The sequence below is a fragment of the Natronosporangium hydrolyticum genome (assembly GCF_016925615.1).
GTDB classification, from domain to species: domain Bacteria; phylum Actinomycetota; class Actinomycetes; order Mycobacteriales; family Micromonosporaceae; genus Natronosporangium; species Natronosporangium hydrolyticum.
In genome coordinates, this window is sequence record NZ_CP070499.1 from 2011957 (window position 1) to 2028131 (window position 16175).

Below are 16175 nucleotides of genomic sequence, written 5' to 3' on the forward strand. Positions count from 1 at the left end.
GATGGCTGACCCGAAGGGTTTCTTGAAGCACGAGCGTCGGCTGCCCGAGCGTCGCCCGGTGCCGCTGCGACTGCTGGACTGGCACGAGGTCTACCCGGTCGCCGACGAGCCGTTGGTGCGGGAGCAGGCCACCCGGTGCATGGATTGCGGGGTGCCGTTCTGCCACGAGGGTTGTCCGTTGGGCAACCGCATCCCGGACTGGAACGACCTGGTCCGGACCGGCGCCTGGTCTGCGGCGAGCGAGTCGCTGCATGCCACCAACAACTTCCCGGAGTTCACCGGCCGGCTCTGCCCGGCGCCGTGTGAGGCGGCGTGTGTGCTCGGGATCGGCAACGCCGATCCGGTCAGTATCAAGCTGGTCGAGGTCGAGATCATCAACCGGGCGGTCGCGGCGGACGAGATCCACCCGCAGCCGGCGGCGACCTCCTCCGGCCGGTCGGTGGCGGTGGTGGGCTCCGGGCCGGCCGGGCTCGCGGCGGCGCAGCAGCTGGCGCGGGCCGGTCACGCGGTAACCGTCTTCGAGCGCGACGACGCGATCGGTGGCCTGCTGCGGTACGGCATCCCGGACTTCAAGCTGGAGAAGTCGCACATCGACCGGCGGATCGGGCAGTTGAGCGCGGAGGGGGTGCAGTTTCGCACCGGCGTGAACGTCGGCGTCGACGTCACCGCGGAGCAGCTGCGGGCTGAGTTCGACGCGGTGTTACTCGCGACCGGGGCGCTGGCGGGTCGGGACACTCCGGAGACTCCAGGCCGGGCGCTGCCCGGGGTTCACCTGGCGATGGACCATCTGGTGGCCGCCAACCGGGTGGTCGCCGGCCTGGACGAGACGGCCCCGATCACCGCGGCCGGCAAGCATGTGGTGATCATCGGTGGCGGTGACACCGGCGCCGACTGCCTCGGCGTCGCGCACCGGCAGGGCGCCGCCTCGGTGACCCAGCTGGACCAGTACCCGCTGCCGCCGAAAGGGCGGGACGAAGCGCGGGACCCCTGGCCGACCTGGCCCTGGGTCCTGCGCGAGTACCCAGCCCACGAGGAGGGCGGCGAACGAGTCTTCGCGGTGGCGGTGCAGGAGTTCGTCGGCGAGGACCGGGTACGCGCGGTGCGGATCGCGGAGGTGAGCGTCGAGCGGCGGGACGGCCGCCGGGTCGTTACCCCGGTCCCCGGCACCGAGCGGGACCTGCCTGCCGACCTGGTGCTGCTGGCGATCGGGTTCGAGGGGACCGAGCCGGGGCCGCTGCTGGACCAGTTCGAGCTGCCGCGCAACCCGCGGGGTGCGCTCGACTGTGGCCCGGACTGGCAGACCGGCGCCGAGGGAGTTTTCGTGGCTGGTGACGCCCACCGGGGTGCCTCGCTGATCGTCTGGGCGATCGCCGAGGGCCGGGCCGCCGCGGCCGCGATCCACGACTACCTGGGCGGCGCGGGGGACCTGCCGGCGCCGGTGGGGACAGCGACCCAACCGTTGGCGGTGCCCGGCGCCCGCTGACGGTTACCGGCGGGACCGGACCAGCTGCTCCAGACCGTCGAGGATCGCGCGCAGGCCCAACTCAAAGGTCGATTCCCAGCTGGCGTCGAAGGAGTCTTCGGCCAACGTCGCCATGACCGGATAGGCGCCGGTGGCCATCGCCCGCTCCAGCGTCGGCAGCTGGGTCTGCCAGAAGTCTTCGTCGCTGATGCCGGTCTCGGCTGCCGCTGCGATGTACTGGACCTGGTGGCGGGCGAGGCCGCTGCAGTAGCCGTCGAGGAGGGTGATCACCATGATCTTCTCGCGGTCGGTGAGTGGCGTGTCGGTCAATCCGGTGACCAGCAGCTCCATGCCGGCGAGCGAGTTCGGTCCGAGCACCGGGCGCGACCAGTTGACCTGCAGCAGCCACCGGTGGGCGAGATACTGCTGGAACCCGTTGCGGGCGATGGCCTCCAGCATTCCCCGCCAATCCTTGCCCTCGATCAGCTTCGCTTCCTCGGTCGGGTCGTAGACCCGGTCGAGCATCAGGTTGAGCAGCACCGCCTTGTTGGGCACGTAGCGATAGAGGGTCATGGCGCCGACCCCGAGCGCGGCGGCGACCCGCCGCATTGAGAGTGCGTCGATCCCCTCGGTGTCGGCGAGGTCGATCGACGCTGCCACGATCTGGTCGAGGCTCAACCCCGGCTTCGGCCCGCGGGTGGCCCGCTCGCCGCCGGCCCACAGCAGCTCGTTGGTCTGCTCCAGGACCCGGAGCAATTCGCGGGGTTCAGTGTCCTGACTTGTCATGGTGACACCATTCTAGCGAACCTGGTTGTTTCTGGGTACGACGTACGCTAATGTGCGTACGACGTACCCAGTTGTTAGGAGGAAGTGTGCCCGCGACGGAACCCGCGATCCTGGCGGAAGGATTGCACAAGCGGTACCCCGGCACGGTGGCGCTCGACGAACTTGACCTGACGGTGCCGTACGGCACCGTCTTCGGGCTGCTCGGCCCCAACGGCGCCGGAAAGACCACCGCGGTTCGGATCTTGACCACCTTGCTGCGTTTCGACGGCGGGCGGGCCGTGGTGGCCGGCTATGACGTGGCGAAGCAGCCCCGGCAGGTACGGCACCGGATCGGCCTGACTGGCCAGCAGGCGGCGGTGGACGACATCCTCACCGCCAAACAGAACCTGATGATCTTCGGCCGGCTGTTCCACATCGGTAAGAAGGCCGCGGCACGTCGGGCCGACGAGTTGCTGGCCCAGTTCAGCTTGAGCGAGGTGGCGAACAAGGCACCGAAGAAGTTCTCCGGCGGTATGCGCCGCCGGCTGGACCTGGCGGCCAGTATGATTCTGGCTCCGCAGGTGCTCTTCCTGGATGAACCCACCACCGGCCTGGATCCGTCGGGCCGCCGGGAGGTGTGGCAGGCGATCCGGGACCTCACCGCCCGCGGGACCACCGTCCTGCTCACCACCCACTACCTCGACGAGGCCGACCAGCTCTGTGACCGGATCGCGGTGGTCGACCAGGGTCGGAACCTGGTGGAGGACACACCGGATGGGCTGAAGCGCCGGATCGGCAACGAGCGGCTGCGTGTGGTGGTCACCGACCCGTCGGACCTGCCGGCGGTCGCCGCGCTGCTGGCGAAGGTGGGGATGGATGCCGGAGAGCCGACGGTCGACTCGGCGGACCTGTCGGTCAGCGTGGCCGTCGATGGGGTCGGTGCGCTCACCGAGGTCGCGGTTCGGCTACGTGAGCAGGAGGTCACCGTTGCCGACCTCGGGCTGCGCCGGCCGACACTGGATGAGGCGTTCCTGGCCCTGACCGGTCAGTCCATTGCTGAGCGGACGGAGGTCGCCGCATGAGCTCGCTCGATCTGATCCCAGCGGAGAACGACACCGTCGTCTCCCGCGCCCGGTGGGCGGTGACCGACTGCTGGACCGTGGTGGTCCAGGAGCTCGTGCACCTGATCCGGCAGCCCACGACCTTCCTCTGGCAACTCGGCTTCCCGATCGTCATGGTGTTGATGTTCGTCTACGTCTTCGGCAGTGCGATGGACGTGACCGGGCAGGGTGCCGGCGAGGGGTATATGGAGTACGCGATGCCGGGCCTGTTCGCGATGACTATGGCGTTCGGGTTCATGAACACCGCCTTCGCGGTCGTACTCAACAAGGAGAAGGGGTTTATCGACCGGTTCCGGTCGATGCCGATGGCCTCCTCGGCGGTGGTCACCGGCCGTGGCGTGGCCGACATCATCCACGCCGCCGTCGATCTGGTTGTGCTGGTGTTGATCGCATTGGTGCTGGGGTGGCGGAGCGGGGGCACCCTGGTGGCGACCCTCACCGCGTTCGTGTTGCTGCTCTGGCTGCGGCTAGCGCTGATCTTCGTCGGGATCTACATTGGCCTGCTCGTCAAGAACACCGAGGGCGCGGGGAACCTGTTTGCGCTGGCGTTCCCGTTCGGGATGGTTTCGTCGGTCTTCGCGCCGCCGCACCTGATGCCCGGGTGGTTGGGGGCGGTGGCGGCGTGGAACCCGGTTTCGGGGACCGCGACCGCGATCCGAAGTCTGTTCGAGTCCCCACCGGTGGTGAGCGGCTACTGGATTGAGGACCACGCGATGGCGGCGGCGCTCATCTGGCCAGCGGTGATCATCGTCATATTCCTGCCGCTGGCGGTGCGGCGTTACCAGCGCCTCAGCCGGTAACCCCACCCCCACCCCCGGATGATCATGGACCTAAGGGCGTGGTCGGAGCCTTTTCGCGCCCCTAGACCCATGATCATCCGGGGGTGAGGGGCGGTGACGTTGGCCGGCTGGATACCGACTCGTTATCCGCCGGGTCACCGGAGCCGACTAGCCTGAGGGGCGTGACGCGACGCGCGAAGATTGTTTGTACGATCGGCCCGGCCACCGCTAGTCCGGAACGGATGCGAGGGCTGGTCGAAGCCGGCATGGACGTGGCCCGGCTGAACTTCAGCCACGGCAGCCACGAGGACCACGAGCAGATCTACCGACTGGTACGCGAGGCGGCCAAGTCCGCGGGCCGGCCGATCGGCATCCTCGCCGACCTCCAAGGTCCGAAGATCCGCCTGGGCGAGTTCGCCGAGCCGCCGGTCGAGTGGCGCACCGGTGACCAGGTGGTGATCACTGGCGACGAGATCACCGGCACCGCGGCCCGGGTCTCCTGCACCTACCGGGAGTTGCCGGCGGAGGTCAAGCTCGGCGACCGGCTGCTGATCGACGACGGCAAGGTCGCGGTCGAGGTGACCGGAGTGGCGGGGCCCGACGTCAACTGCCTGGTCGTCGAGGGCGGCCCGGTCTCCAACCACAAGGGCGTCTCGCTGCCGAACGTCGCGCTGTCGGTGCCGGCGCTCTCCGACAAGGATGTGGAAGATCTCCGCTTCGCGCTCGGGCTCGGCGTGGACCTGATCGCCCTGTCGTTCGTCCGGGCCCCGTCGGATGTCGACGGCGTCCGGGCGGTGATGGAGTCGATGGGGGTTCGCCGGCCGGTGCTCGCCAAGTTGGAGAAGCCCGAGGCGGTCGAGGAGCTCGACGGCATCGTCGCCGCCTTCGACGGGCTGATGGTGGCCCGCGGCGACCTCGGCATCGAGCTGCCGCTGGAGCAGGTGCCGCTGGTGCAGAAGCGGGCGGTGCAGCTGTGCCGGGAGAACGCCAAACCGGTGATCGTCGCCACCCAGATGCTCGAGTCGATGATGGACAATTCCCGGCCCACCCGGGCGGAGGCCTCCGACGTGGCCAACGCGGTCCTCGACGGCGCCGACGCGGTGATGCTCTCCGGCGAGACCAGCGTCGGACGGTTCCCGGTGCCGACGGTCGCCACCATGGCCCGGATCATCTCCTCCACCGAGGCCGGCCAGACCGGGCTGCCGCGCGATCGGCAGCGTCCGGGCCTGGAGCATGCTCCCCGCACCACCGGCGGAGCGATCGCCAACGCCGCGTCGCTGGTGGCTCGCTCGATCGGGGCCAGCGCGCTGGTGGCGTTCACGCAGACCGGCGACACCGTGCGCCGGCTTTCCCGGTTGCACTGCGAGTTGCCGTTGCTAGCGTTCACCCCGGATGACGACGTCCGCAACCAGCTCTCCCTCTCATGGGGTGTGGCGGCGTACCAGGCGCCGTTGGTCCACCACACCGATGAGATGTTCCGGCAGGTCGACCAGGAGATGCTGGCGTTGGGGCAGGGGCAGCCGGGCGACATCGTCGTGATCGTCGCGGGTAGCCCACCCGGCACCCCGGGTTCCACCAACACGCTGCGGGTCCACCAGTTGGGCTCGCTCGCCGGGTCGCTCCCGAACGGCGGCTGATGGCTGAGCAAGGGCGTCCGGTCACCGGCCAGGCCGCGGTCGACCACCTGCTCGACCTGTTGGACCTGACCCCGTTGGGGGAGGACAGCTTCCGCGGGGTCAGCCCAAAGGTCGGGCCGCAGCGGGTCTTCGGCGGCCAGGTGGCCAGCCAGGCGTTGGTGGCGGCGGGGCGCACGGTCGACCCGAGCCGGTCGGTCCATTCGCTGCACGGCTACTTTGTCCGGCCCGGCGACCCGGCCGAACCGATCCACTACTCGGTGGAGAACATCCGCGATGGTCGTTCGTTCTCGGTACGCCGGTGCGTGGCCCAGCAACACGACAAGACGATCTTCTTCATGTCCGCGTCGTTCCAGCGGGCCGAGGAAGGGCTAGACCATCACGCCCCGGCGCCGGTCGAGGTGCCACCACCGGAGCAGGTGCCGACGATGGCCGAGCGGTTGGCCAGGTATCCGGACCGGGCGGGCCACTGGGCGATGATCCCGCGTCCGATCGACGTCCGCTACGTCGGCGAGCCCGGGCTGGTGCCGCCGGGCGGCCGGCCCGCCGACCCGCATCAGCGGGTGTGGATGCGCATCGACGGCGAGCTGCCGGACGACCCGTTGCTGCACGCCTGCCTACTCACGTACGCCTCGGACCTGACCCTGCTGGACTCGGTGCTCTCGGTCCACGGTGAAGTCTGGGGCCCCGGCGGGGTGATCGGTGCCAGCCTGGATCATGCGATGTGGTTTCACCGCCCGTTCCGGGCCGACGAGTGGTTTCTCTACGACTGCTGGAGCCCGTCGGCGAGCGGTGCCCGCGGCCTGGCCACCGGCCGGATGTTCGACCGCGAAGGCCGGCACATCGTCACCGCCGTGCAGGAGGGCCTGCTGCGTCGGGTCGGCGCCTGAACCGCGCTCCGCTGGCCGCGATGCGTCATCCCCACGGGCTATCGCGCCGAACTCACCCGGGAGATGGGGCATGGTCGCGTTACGGAGCTGTCTCCTCACCCGGGCGAGCTCGCCGCGCGAAGGGCTCTGCCCCGAAGCTGGCGAGGACGGCTGCGATCTCCACGATCGTGACGGCCGCCGCCACCAGGATGAGGACCACCCGGGTACGCGGCGTCGCCCCTGTCGGAGCGAGCTGTGGATGCGTCAGTTGAGTCATGGTCACCTCCGAAGTTGGTGAGCACTTACTTACTTTACCTCGGGTGCAGATTCCCACTCGCGAGCGTCTTGCGGGCGGGTAGCGATGACCTTGCTTCCCGGCAGGGGAAGTCGTCCGCGCGGTTCAACATCGGCAGCGGTTCTGAAGTCGACCAGCGCGCGACTCGGGCGTGTCCAACCAGCCGGTGGGTCGATTAGAATGCTGGTATGGCCGCGCCCTACCTCGACCTCCACCAGTTGGTGGACCGCTTGACGCCGGAGCAGGCGGACGCACTGCGCGCGCTGGTCCGGCACCTAGTGGGCGCTGGCGAAGGAGAAACGCCGGCCGGCGGTGGGCGGGTGCGTAGACTTTCGTTCGCGGGGACGTTGCAGACTGGAAAAGATGATCTTGCTGCCCGGTCCGAGGAGATCATCCGCGCGGAGCTGGGCGACGTCGGGTGATCGTCGTCGACACCGGCCCGCTGGTGGCGGCCCTGAACTCGGACGACAAGGATCACGAACGGTGCCTGCGGCTGCTGGAGACCCACCAAGGCCGGCTGCTTGTGCCCGGTCCCGTGTTAACGGAGGTCTGCTGACTGCTTGAGCGGGAACGGGGGACCGAGGCTGAAGCGGCGTTCCTCGAGGCTTTGGCACAGGGCGAGTTCGATCTTGTCGCGGTGACCACGGCGGATATGCAGCGCATGGCCGAGCTGGTGCGTCGGTATGCCGACCTGCCGCTCGGCGGGGTGGATGCGTCCGTGATCGCCATCGCGGAGCGACTCGGAGTGGCCGAGGTTGCGACCCTGGATTTGCGTCACTTCACGGTCGTGCGACCGTCGCACGTCAGATCGCTGACGCTGTTGCCCTGAGTCCGCTGCCGAGGCGTCCACCGCGTTTGGCGAGACGAGGTCTCCCAAGATCACGGGTGTTGTCCGTGGTGGTCGACGAGAGTGGTGAGCAACCGCGCGAGCTGCTCCCGTTGCGGTGCGGTCAGCGGCGCGAGGACCTCACCTTCCACTTGCGCAAGGATCGTGTCCAGGGTGGCCAGTTGCTGGCTTCCCGCTGCGGTAATGGTGATGATGTTCCGGCGGCGGTCGGCAGGATTGGGCGAGCGCTCCACCTGTCGCCGGGCGGTCAGTTCGTTGACGACCGAGACGACATCGCTGCGGTAGATGCCGGTCCGGTCGCTGAGCTGCGCCTGGCTGGCAGGGCCCTGCTCGGCCAGCGTGGCGAGGACGGCGTAGTGCCATTTCCGGGCGTCGGCGCGGGCGAGTTCTTCGTTCACCCGGCGGTCCGAGTGCATGGCGGCCAGCGACAGTAGCCGGGTTCGCAGGTTCCGTAGCCGGTGCCCGCCGGTGGATTCGCCCGCGGTGTCACTTCGATCGGGTTCGTGGTCGCTCACGTGGCGAGCGTACCTTGCGTTAGTGGGACTAACGAACTAGCCTGGAGTGAAACGTTAGTGCCACTAATCATTTGGAGTGTCCATGGGACAGACAACCGAAACCAGCGCCATCGCCTTCGGTCCGCAGTTGATCGGCCGAACGGAGAAGGCGCTCAACGCCCTCCTGGATCGGCAGCTCGCCGGCACCGGACTGATCGAACCGCAGTGGGTGGCGCTGACGCTCACCGTCGGGAGCGGCGGGGCGGTGCCCGGCGAGACGCTCGTCGACCGGATCTCCGGCGCCCTGAAGGTCGACCAGGCTACGACTCATCGACTGGTCGGGGAGCTGGCCGCCGTCGACCTGGTGCGGACGACCGAGGCGGGAGTGATCGTCGCGACCGAGGCCGGCGAGCGGCGCTGGCGTGCGGTCCGCGCCGGCATCGTCCCGCTGACCGAAGAGTTGTGGGGCGACCTCGCCGAGACCGAGCTGAAAGTTGCGAGCCGGGTGTTGAACACCATCCTGGCCCGCGCAGATGCCATGCTCGCCACGACATGACCCGGTGGCTGGCGGGGCCCGGGGGTCACGCCAGCTCGGCGAGCCGTCGCAGGTCCCGCCAGAGCGCGTCGATCGTCTCCTCGGTGGTGTGGGGGGAGCCTACCGCCAGCCGCAACGTGTAGCGGCCATTGACCCGGGTGTGGGTCAGGAACACCTCGCCGGCCGCGTTGAGCCGGGTGAGCAGTCGCTCATTGCTGGCGTCGTCACCGCCGCGCAGCCGGAAGCACACCAGTGCGAACGGATGGTCGGTGACCAGTTCGAAGCGGTCGTCGGCGCGGACCAGGTCGGCGAAGCGGGCGGCGAGCGCAACGCCGTGGCGGATGTGCGCCCGGAGCCCTTCGGCTCCGTACCACCGAAGCACGAACCACAGCTTCAGGGCCCGGAACCGCCGGCCCAGCGGCACCTGCCAGTCCCGATAGTCGATGACCGCGCCGGTGCTGGTGGCGGCGTTGCGAAGGTACTCCGGCAGCACGGTCAGGGCCGCGACCAGCTCTGCCCGGTCGGCTACCCAGAACGCGTCGCAGTCGAAGCCGGTGAGCAGCCACTTGTGCGGGTCGAAGCAGTACGAGTCGGCGTGCGCCACCCCGGCGTGGGTCCAGCGCAGCTCCGGGCAGACCGCGGCTGAGCCGGCGTACGCCGCGTCGACGTGCAGCCACACCTGCTCCTGGGTGCAGATTTCACCGATCTGCGGCAGTGGGTCGATCGCGGTGGTGGAGGTGGTGCCGATCGTCGCGACGACCAGCGCTGGGGTCGCGCCGGCGGCCCGGTCGGCGGCGAGCTGGTCGCGCAGCGCATCCGGCCGCATCGCCAACGTCTGCGGATCCACCTCGACCAGCCGCAGCGCCGACTCGCCGAGGCCGGCGATGCGGACCGCCTTCTCGATCGACGAGTGGCCCTCGGTGGAGGTGTAGACCGTGTACCGGCGGTCCACGCCGGCGGTGCGCCAGGCGCCGTCGCTGGCCCGGTGCAGCGCCGCCAGGGTCGCCACTAGCGCGGCCGACGAGGCGGAGTCCTGGATGACGCCGCCGCCGGGCCCGTGGCTGTGGAACCTGGCCGGCAGGCCGAGCAGGTCGACCAACCAGTCCAGCATCACCGTCTCCAGCTCGGTGGCGGCCGGCCCGGTGGACCACAGCATCCCCTGCGTGCCCAGCCCTGAACTGATCAGGTCACCCAGCACGCTGGGGCCGGAGGTGTTGGCGGGGAAGTAGCCGAAGAACCCCGGATGCTGCCAGTGGGTGGTCGCCGGGGTGATGATCTGGTCGAGGTCGGCGAGCACCGCCTCGATGGGCTCACCGTGTGCGGGCGGCTTGCTGGGCAGCTGGCCCGCCACCTGCCCCGGCTTGACCGGGGGCTGGACCGGGAGGGTGGCGGGCTGCTCGGCGAGTCGTCGCCAGTAGTCCGCCACCCAGTCGACCAGCTGGTGTCCGTAGGCCCGAAAATCCTCCGGGGTCATGTGCGAGGCCACGCTCCGATGTTACGGCGTGCGGACGCCGCAGTTGCGCTAGCTGTCGCCGGCCAACCGGTCGGTGAACCAGTCGGCGGTCAGCCGCATCGCCCGCACCTCGTTGCTGCGCCGGGTGAAGCCGTGCCCCTCGTCGTCGAAGACGACATACTCCACCTCCCGGCCGAGCTCCTGCAGCCGCGCCACCATCTGGTCCGACTCGCCCTTGACCACCCGAGGGTCCTGCGCCCCCTGGATCACCAACAGCGGGGTCCGGACGTTGTCGACGTAGCTGATCGGCGACCGCTCCATCAGGAAGTCAGCCTCGGTCTCCGGGTCGCCCACCCACCGGGCCATCAACGCCCGCCAGGTCGGGGGGACCGCCTTGGTGAACGAGACCAGATTGCTCGGGCCGACGATGTCGACCGCGGCGGCCCAGTACTGCGGCAGTCGGGTGACGCACGACAGCGTGGCGAAGCCGCCGTACGACCCGCCGTAGACTCCGATCCGGTCCGGGTCCACCCAGTCCTGGGCGTGCAGCCACCGCACCGCGTGCTCCCAGTCGGCGAGGTCGCCGCCGCCCCAGTCGCGGTGGATGAGCCGCTGGTAGCTGGTGCCGTAGCCGGTGCTGCCCCGGATGTTGGTGGCGACCACCGCGATGCCGCGGCTGCATAGATACTGGTAGAGCCCTGCGTAGAGGGGCCGCTCCTGCGCCTCCGGGCCACCGTGGATCGACAGCACCACCGGGAGCCGGCCGGGCCGGTCCGGCCGGTACACCCAGGCGGGTACGTCGAGCTCGTCGGCGCTGCGGTAGCGGATCAGACTGGGGGCCACGAGCTGCTCCGGGGCGAGCCCACCGAGCATGTTGTCGGTCAGCCGGGTGGCCTCGCCAGTGGCGAGCGTGAGCAGATAGAGCTCTTGGGCGCGGCGGGGCTGGGACCAGAGCAGCGCGGCCCGCTGCCCGTCGGGGGAGACGGTGAGCCCGGTGCCGAAGATTGTGCCGCAGCCGGGCGGCAGGTCGGCGGCGGGTAGGTCCTCGCCGGTGCGCAGGTCGCGGCCGTAGATCCGACCCCAACCATCCTCATTGACCAGCCACAGCAGGACCGTGCCCGCGTCGTCGGCGGCGACCTCCTCCACGTCCCATTCGGGCGTGGCGACCCACTCCAGCTTGCCGGTGGCGAGGTCGAGGAAGGCGAGCCCGGTGAAGTCGCGACCCAGGTCGGTGCGGACCCACAGCCCGGAGCCGTCGGCGGCCCAGGGGCCAGGGTAGAACTTGGTCGGCTCGGTATGGTCGGTGACGAGCCGGGCTTCGCCGGTTTCCAGCTCCACCACGTGGAGTTGGTGGTGGTCGTTGGCGAGCATTTCGACGCAGACCAGGCTGGCGCCGTCGGGGGAGAAACCCGCCGGGACGCAGAAGCGGCCGGTGCCGAAGAGTTTCCGGACCTCGCCGCTGTCGGTGTCGCGCAGCCAGACGTCCATCGCGGTCGGCGTCTGCGAGTTGGCCGAGTAGACCACCCGCCGGCCGTCCGGGTGCCACGCGCCGTCGCCGAGCAGATGCTGCACCTGCCACGCCTCGGTCCACGCCACCGGCCAGCCGCCGTCGGGGTCGACCGCGTACAGCTGGTGGAATTCGTCGCCGTCGTGGTCGGCGGCGAAGAGCACGGTCGACCCGTCCGGGGCCGGCGCGATGCCGCGGACGGTGTGGTCTTCGAAGCTGGTGAGCTGGTGCGGCCAGCCGCCGGTCACCGGCAGCCGCCACAGGTTGAACTGGCCGGAGATGTTGGTGCTGAACAACAGTCCGTCGCCGGCGGCGGTGAACGCCAGCGTCGGCTGGAATCGGCGCACGGCGAAGAACTGTTCGAACCGCGGTGGCCGGGGCGCGTCGGACATCGGTCTGAGCTCCTTCTCGGGGCGGGGCGAGCTCTTTGACCTTATCGCTAGCGGATCGCGCTGGCCGGCGCTGGCAGCAGCTGGCGGGTGCTGGCCCGCACCGTCAGCCGGGGCGCGAGCAGGGTCGCCGCCGGCACCTCCGCCGGCGGTCCGGCGATCTTCCGCATCAGCAACGTGACCGCGTGGTGTCCGACCTCTTCGGCCGGCACCACCACCGAGGTGAGGACGGGGCTGGTCCGTTCGGCGAGTTCATCGGGGCCGATCGCGACCACCGAGATGTCCTGCGGGATCTGCCGGCCGAGTGCGTGCAGCGCGGCCAGGACGTGGCTGACCGCGGCCTCGTTGTGAACCACCAGCCCGGTCAGGTTCGGCCGGTCGCGTAGTAGCTGTGCCACCTCGGCGTGGACCGCGTCGGCGGTCTCCTCGCAGGGCAGGGCGGTCGCGTGGAGTCCCCACTGCGCCGCGGCCTCGGTGAACCCGTTGCGGGTGCGTACCGCGTACCCGGTGTTCCGGTCGTAGACCACCCGCGGCGCGCCCAGCAGCGCGATCTCCTGGTGGCCGAGCGAGGCGAGATGCTCGACGCATCGGCCGCCGGCCGCCGCGAAGTCGAGGTCGACGCAGGTCAGCCCCTGCGGGTCGGCAGGGAATCCGATCAGGACGCTGGGTCGCGGTAGCTCGTGTAGCAGCGGCACCCGACGGTCGTCCAGCTCGACATCCATCAGCACCAGCCCGTCGACCATCGCGCTGGCGGCGACCCGGCGGAGCCCGGCCTCGCCTTCGTCGGCGGTTACCAGCAACACGTCGTGGTCGTACTGGCGGGCGGTGGTAACCACGGTGGTGGCGAACTGCATCAGCACCGGCAGGTGCATGCCGGCCCGCAGCGGCAGCACCAGGGCGATCACGTTGGCGCGTTTACTGGCCAACGCGCGGGCGCCGGCATTGGGGTGGTAGCCGAGGCTGCGGATGCTGTCCATGACCCGCTCCCGGGTGCTGGCGGAGATCGCGCGCTTGCCGCTCAACACATAGGAGACGGTGCTCACCGCGACCCCGGCGTGGCGGGCGACATCGGCTATGGTGACCGTCACGCCGCCTCCAACCCCAGCTCCGCGACGATCGTACCGGGATCGTCGAAGACTAGATACAGGTCGGCCGGCTCCGGTGCCGGCACCGCGGATTCGACGGTGAGGTCGACGTAGCTGTGCCGGTCCGGGGTGACCGGGACGGTGGCCGTGGCCAGTAGTTCGCCGGCGAGCGGGTCGTCGCGGCGCAGCGTGACGGTGGCGGGGGCGTTGGTCGGGTTCGCAGCGCGCAGCCGCAGCCGGCGGGGCTGGCTGGCGAGTTCGACATCGCGGAACTCCAACCAGGCGGCTGGTTCTACCGCCCGGATCGCGTCGCCGTCGACGGGGTGCTGGTCGCAGATGGTCACGCCGTGCGCCTCGTCGTAGTCGATCGCGGCCAGCTGCGGCGGACGGGCAGGGATCTGCTCGCCGCGCACGGTCAGGACGGCGGAGAGGGCTGGGTCGGTGGCGGAGCGGCCGACCATGATCCGGTGGCGGGCAGACTCCACGGTGAACCTGCCCCGGGTCACGTCCCAGAAGGCGAGGTCGCGGGCGGCGAGCTGGAGCGTCACAGTGGTGCGTTCACCGGGGTCGAGGCGTACCCGGGCGAACCCCCGCAACGCCCGCAACGGCTGTTTCACCCGGGAGCGTAGTTGGTGGGTGTACAGCTGGACGACCTCTTCGCCGGGGCGGTCGCCGGTGTTGACGACCTCGACGCTGACCGTCACTGTCCCGTCGGCGGCCACCTCCGAAGCGGAGAGCGCCAGCTGCTCGTACCCGAAGGTGGTGTAGCTGAGTCCGTGCCCGAACGGGTAGACCGGCTCGCCGCGGTAGTACAGGTAGGTCGCGTCGGTGCCGATGATGTCGTAGTCGAGCAGGTCGGGCAGGTCGGCGGCGGAGCGGTACCAGGTCTGGGTGAGCCGGCCGACCGGCTCGGCCTCGCCGAGCAGCACCTCGGCGAGGGCGTGGCCGTGCTCCTGGCCGCCGTGGGCGGACCAGAGCACGGCCGGCAGGTTCTCCGCCGCCCAGCCGAGCGCGTACGGGTAGCTGCTGGTGACCACCAGGACGGTGTTCGGGTTCGCGGTGTGTACCGCCTTGAGTAGCGCCTCCTGGGCGGCTGGCAGGTTCAGGTCGGTCCGGTCCTCGGTCTCCCGGCCGTTGACCATCGGATGGTTGCCGAGCACCACCACCGCTACGTCGGCCTCGGCGGCGAGCTGGGCGGCGGTGGCTGCCGCGCTCTCGACCAGCTCGACCATCAGCCCGGTGGCGTCGTTGAGGTCGGCGGCGTCTACCCGGACCTGCCCGTCTGGGTCGGCCCGCAGGTAACGGCCGGTGGCGAGGTGGCGGAGGGCGACCTCGCCACCGGCCTTCTCCACCAGTCGGAAGGTTTCGCGGACCACCCATTCGCCGGGGCCGGCCGAGTCGTTGACGAGTTCGGCGGCTTCGTTGACCCGCAGATGCGCCTGGTTCGCCGCTGCCCGCAGCGCGCAGCTGCCACCGCCCCAGTCGAACAGATCGAGGTGGCTGGCGTTACCGGCGCCGGCCGGCCCGGCGGCGATCGGGGCGGACCCTGGCGACTCGGCGGCGAGTAGGTAGTGGTCGGTGCCGCGGACTCGGAAGGCGACCCGGTCGACCCCCTCGCACCAGCGCACCGCCTCGGCGCCGAGCCGCTGTGCCAGCCCGTCGCGGACGGTGACCTGGTAGGGCAGGGTGCCGCTGTACCAGTCGGTGTGCAGGGTGTCGGCGAGCGGGCCGATCACGGCGACGGTGCGGTCGCGGTCCCGGCGCAGCGGGAGCAGGCCGCGGTGGGTCAGCAGGACGATGCCGCGGCGGGCGGCGTGGCGGGCGAGTTGCTGGTGCTCCGGACAGTTGATCACCTGCTCGGTGATGCTGGCGTACGGGTCGGCGTCGGGGTCGAGCTCACCGAGCCGGATCCGCAGTTGTAGCAGTCGGCTGACCGCCCGGTCGAGGTCGGACTCGTCGAGCAGCCCCCGCTCGTACGCTTCGGTCAGTCGGCCGATGGTGACCTGCGAGTCTTCGCCGTGGTCGGTGAAGCTGTCCAGACCGGCGCGGAGCGCGGCGGCGTGGGCGGCGGGGTGGTCGTCGACGTAGTGCTGGGGGTCGACCAGGTTCGAGGGGGCTTCAGCGTCGCTGACCACCACCAGCGGCTGCTCGCTCCACCGTCGTAACTCCTGGTTGATCAGCGGGGTGAGGTGGGCGGGGCGGCCGTTGACCAGGTTGTACGCCGCCATCACCGCTACCGCGGCGCCGGTGGCGATGGGCCGCTGGTAGGCCGGGAGCTCATACTCCCGCAGCACTCGGGGCGGCAGGTTGCTGGAGGTGGTGTCCCGGTCGGTCTCGTTGTTGTAGCCGAGGAAGTGCTTGAGCGTGGGCGCGGTCTTGAGGTATTCGGGGTGGCCACCGCGTAGCCCGCTGGCGTAGGCGGTGCCCATGATCGCGGTCAACCACGGGTCTTCGCTGTAGCCCTCCTCGTTGCGCCCCCACCGGGGGTCCCGCAGCGGGTTGACCACTGGGGCCCAGACGTTGAGGCTGCCCCGGCTGGGGTCCTTGTGGTGAAAGCCGCGGACCTCGTCGGCGACGGCGTTGCCTACCGTTTCGACCAGCTCCGGGTCCCAGCTGCTGGCCAGTCCGATCGCTTGTGGGAAGACGGTGGCTTCGCCGAGCCAGGCCAGCCCGTGCAGGGCTTCGGTGCCGGTGCGGAAGGCGGGCAGCCCGAGCCGGTCGATCGCGGGTTGGTACTGGTGCAGCAGCGCGATCTTCTCCGCGGTGGTGAGCTGGTCGAGCAGCCGCCGGAGGCGGCCTTGGGTGGCTGCCCAGGCGGCACGGCTGGTGGGTGCGGTGTCGCCGGTCATAGCGGACCACCTCTCTGCCGGGTGTGGCGGATGCGGAGCGTCGAAGCGTTTCGCTAGCCGGCGTCGAAGCGCTTCTCTCGCTGTCGCCGAG

Annotated in this window: 14 protein-coding genes and 1 pseudogene; 8 read left to right on the plus strand and 7 right to left on the minus strand. The window is 70.2% G+C overall.

The genetic code is table 11. The annotated features are described in order from the left end of the window. The first annotated feature begins 1 nt into the window (after position 1). Positions 2–1483, plus strand: a complete 1482-nt coding sequence (locus JQS43_RS08985; protein ID WP_239678600.1) for a glutamate synthase subunit beta — start codon at positions 2–4, stop codon at positions 1481–1483. Positions 1484–1486: 3 nt separating this feature from the next. On the opposite strand, the gene JQS43_RS08990 is transcribed toward JQS43_RS08985, so the two are convergent. Next, positions 1487–2248, minus strand: a complete 762-nt coding sequence (locus JQS43_RS08990) for a TetR/AcrR family transcriptional regulator (protein WP_239678601.1) — start codon at positions 2246–2248, stop codon at positions 1487–1489. A gap of 86 nt (positions 2249–2334) precedes the next feature. Between JQS43_RS08990 and JQS43_RS08995 the strand changes: the two genes are divergently transcribed. The 4 genes from JQS43_RS08995 (at position 2335) to JQS43_RS09010 (ending at position 6651) form a co-directional block, all read left to right on the plus strand. After that, positions 2335–3309: an ATP-binding cassette domain-containing protein gene (locus JQS43_RS08995; RefSeq protein ID WP_239678602.1), complete on the plus strand. Its 975-nt coding sequence runs from the start codon at positions 2335–2337 to the stop codon at positions 3307–3309. Continuing rightward, positions 3306–4148: an ABC transporter permease gene (locus JQS43_RS09000; RefSeq protein WP_239678603.1), complete on the plus strand. Its 843-nt coding sequence runs from the start codon at positions 3306–3308 to the stop codon at positions 4146–4148. Before JQS43_RS08995 ends, JQS43_RS09000 begins: the two co-directional genes overlap by 4 nt. A gap of 152 nt (positions 4149–4300) precedes the next feature. Then, a complete protein-coding gene (gene pyk, locus JQS43_RS09005; protein ID WP_239679373.1) occupies positions 4301–5764 on the plus strand; it encodes a pyruvate kinase in 1464 nt (487 codons plus the stop codon). Then, on the plus strand, positions 5764–6651 hold the full coding sequence (locus JQS43_RS09010; RefSeq protein WP_239678604.1) for an acyl-CoA thioesterase: 888 nt from the start codon (positions 5764–5766) through the stop codon (positions 6649–6651). Before pyk ends, JQS43_RS09010 begins: the two co-directional genes overlap by 1 nt. Before the next feature lie 79 nt (positions 6652–6730). On the opposite strand, the gene JQS43_RS09015 is transcribed toward JQS43_RS09010, so the two are convergent. Continuing rightward, positions 6731–6907 (minus strand): hypothetical protein, encoded by a 177-nt coding sequence (locus JQS43_RS09015; RefSeq protein ID WP_239678605.1) that lies wholly within the window; start codon positions 6905–6907, stop codon positions 6731–6733. Positions 6908–7113: 206 nt separating this feature from the next. Between JQS43_RS09015 and JQS43_RS09020 the strand changes: the two genes are divergently transcribed. Beyond that, complete coding sequence (locus JQS43_RS09020; protein ID WP_239678606.1) at positions 7114–7347, plus strand: hypothetical protein; 234 nt, start codon at positions 7114–7116, stop codon at positions 7345–7347. Next, positions 7344–7754: pseudogene (locus JQS43_RS09030) on the plus strand (type II toxin-antitoxin system VapC family toxin). Before JQS43_RS09020 ends, JQS43_RS09030 begins: the two are co-directional and overlap by 4 nt. Positions 7755–7804: 50 nt before the next feature. On the opposite strand, the gene JQS43_RS09035 reads toward JQS43_RS09030, so the two are convergent. Then, positions 7805–8287 carry a MarR family winged helix-turn-helix transcriptional regulator gene (locus JQS43_RS09035; protein ID WP_239678609.1) on the minus strand — a complete coding sequence of 161 codons (483 nt, stop codon included), beginning with the start codon at positions 8285–8287 and terminating at the stop codon, positions 7805–7807. Positions 8288–8369: 82 nt separating this feature from the next. On the opposite strand from JQS43_RS09035, the gene JQS43_RS09040 reads away from it, so the two are divergent. Continuing rightward, complete coding sequence (locus JQS43_RS09040; protein WP_239678610.1) at positions 8370–8822, plus strand: MarR family winged helix-turn-helix transcriptional regulator; 453 nt, start codon at positions 8370–8372, stop codon at positions 8820–8822. Between the two features lie 25 nt (positions 8823–8847). Here JQS43_RS09040 and JQS43_RS09045 read toward each other — a convergent pair whose 3' ends face one another. From JQS43_RS09045 to JQS43_RS09060, 4 genes are read right to left on the minus strand one after another with little or no spacing between them, the layout of a single operon-like run. Beyond that, the gene (locus JQS43_RS09045) at positions 8848–10287 is read right to left on the minus strand and encodes a pyridoxal phosphate-dependent decarboxylase family protein (protein ID WP_239678611.1); all 1440 of its coding nucleotides are present in this window, start codon (positions 10285–10287) and stop codon (positions 8848–8850) included. Positions 10288–10323: 36 nt separating this feature from the next. Beyond that, on the minus strand, positions 10324–12153 hold the full coding sequence (locus JQS43_RS09050; RefSeq protein WP_239678612.1) for a S9 family peptidase: 1830 nt from the start codon (positions 12151–12153) through the stop codon (positions 10324–10326). 47 nt (positions 12154–12200) lie between these two features. Further along, complete coding sequence (locus JQS43_RS09055) at positions 12201–13238, minus strand: LacI family DNA-binding transcriptional regulator (protein ID WP_239678613.1); 1038 nt, start codon at positions 13236–13238, stop codon at positions 12201–12203. Next, positions 13235–16084 carry a glycoside hydrolase family 3 protein gene (locus JQS43_RS09060; protein ID WP_239678614.1) on the minus strand — a complete coding sequence of 950 codons (2850 nt, stop codon included), beginning with the start codon at positions 16082–16084 and terminating at the stop codon, positions 13235–13237. The genes JQS43_RS09055 and JQS43_RS09060 overlap by 4 nt, the downstream gene beginning before the upstream one ends. Between the last annotated feature and the right edge of the window lie 91 nt (positions 16085–16175).

Coding starts and splice junctions, on each gene's coding strand:
- JQS43_RS08985 (WP_239678600.1), top strand. CDS start 2: ATGGCTGACCCGAAGGGTTTCTTGAAGCACGAGCGTCGGCTGCCCGAG.
- JQS43_RS09010 (WP_239678604.1), top strand. CDS start 5,764: ATGGCTGAGCAAGGGCGTCCGGTCACCGGCCAGGCCGCGGTCGACCAC.
- JQS43_RS09060 (WP_239678614.1), bottom strand. CDS start 16,084: ATGACCGGCGACACCGCACCCACCAGCCGTGCCGCCTGGGCAGCCACC.
- JQS43_RS08990 (WP_239678601.1), bottom strand. CDS start 2,248: ATGACAAGTCAGGACACTGAACCCCGCGAATTGCTCCGGGTCCTGGAG.
- JQS43_RS09020 (WP_239678606.1), top strand. CDS start 7,114: ATGGCCGCGCCCTACCTCGACCTCCACCAGTTGGTGGACCGCTTGACG.
- JQS43_RS09040 (WP_239678610.1), top strand. CDS start 8,370: ATGGGACAGACAACCGAAACCAGCGCCATCGCCTTCGGTCCGCAGTTG.
- JQS43_RS09000 (WP_239678603.1), top strand. CDS start 3,306: ATGAGCTCGCTCGATCTGATCCCAGCGGAGAACGACACCGTCGTCTCC.
- JQS43_RS09050 (WP_239678612.1), bottom strand. CDS start 12,153: ATGTCCGACGCGCCCCGGCCACCGCGGTTCGAACAGTTCTTCGCCGTG.
- JQS43_RS09015 (WP_239678605.1), bottom strand. CDS start 6,907: ATGACTCAACTGACGCATCCACAGCTCGCTCCGACAGGGGCGACGCCG.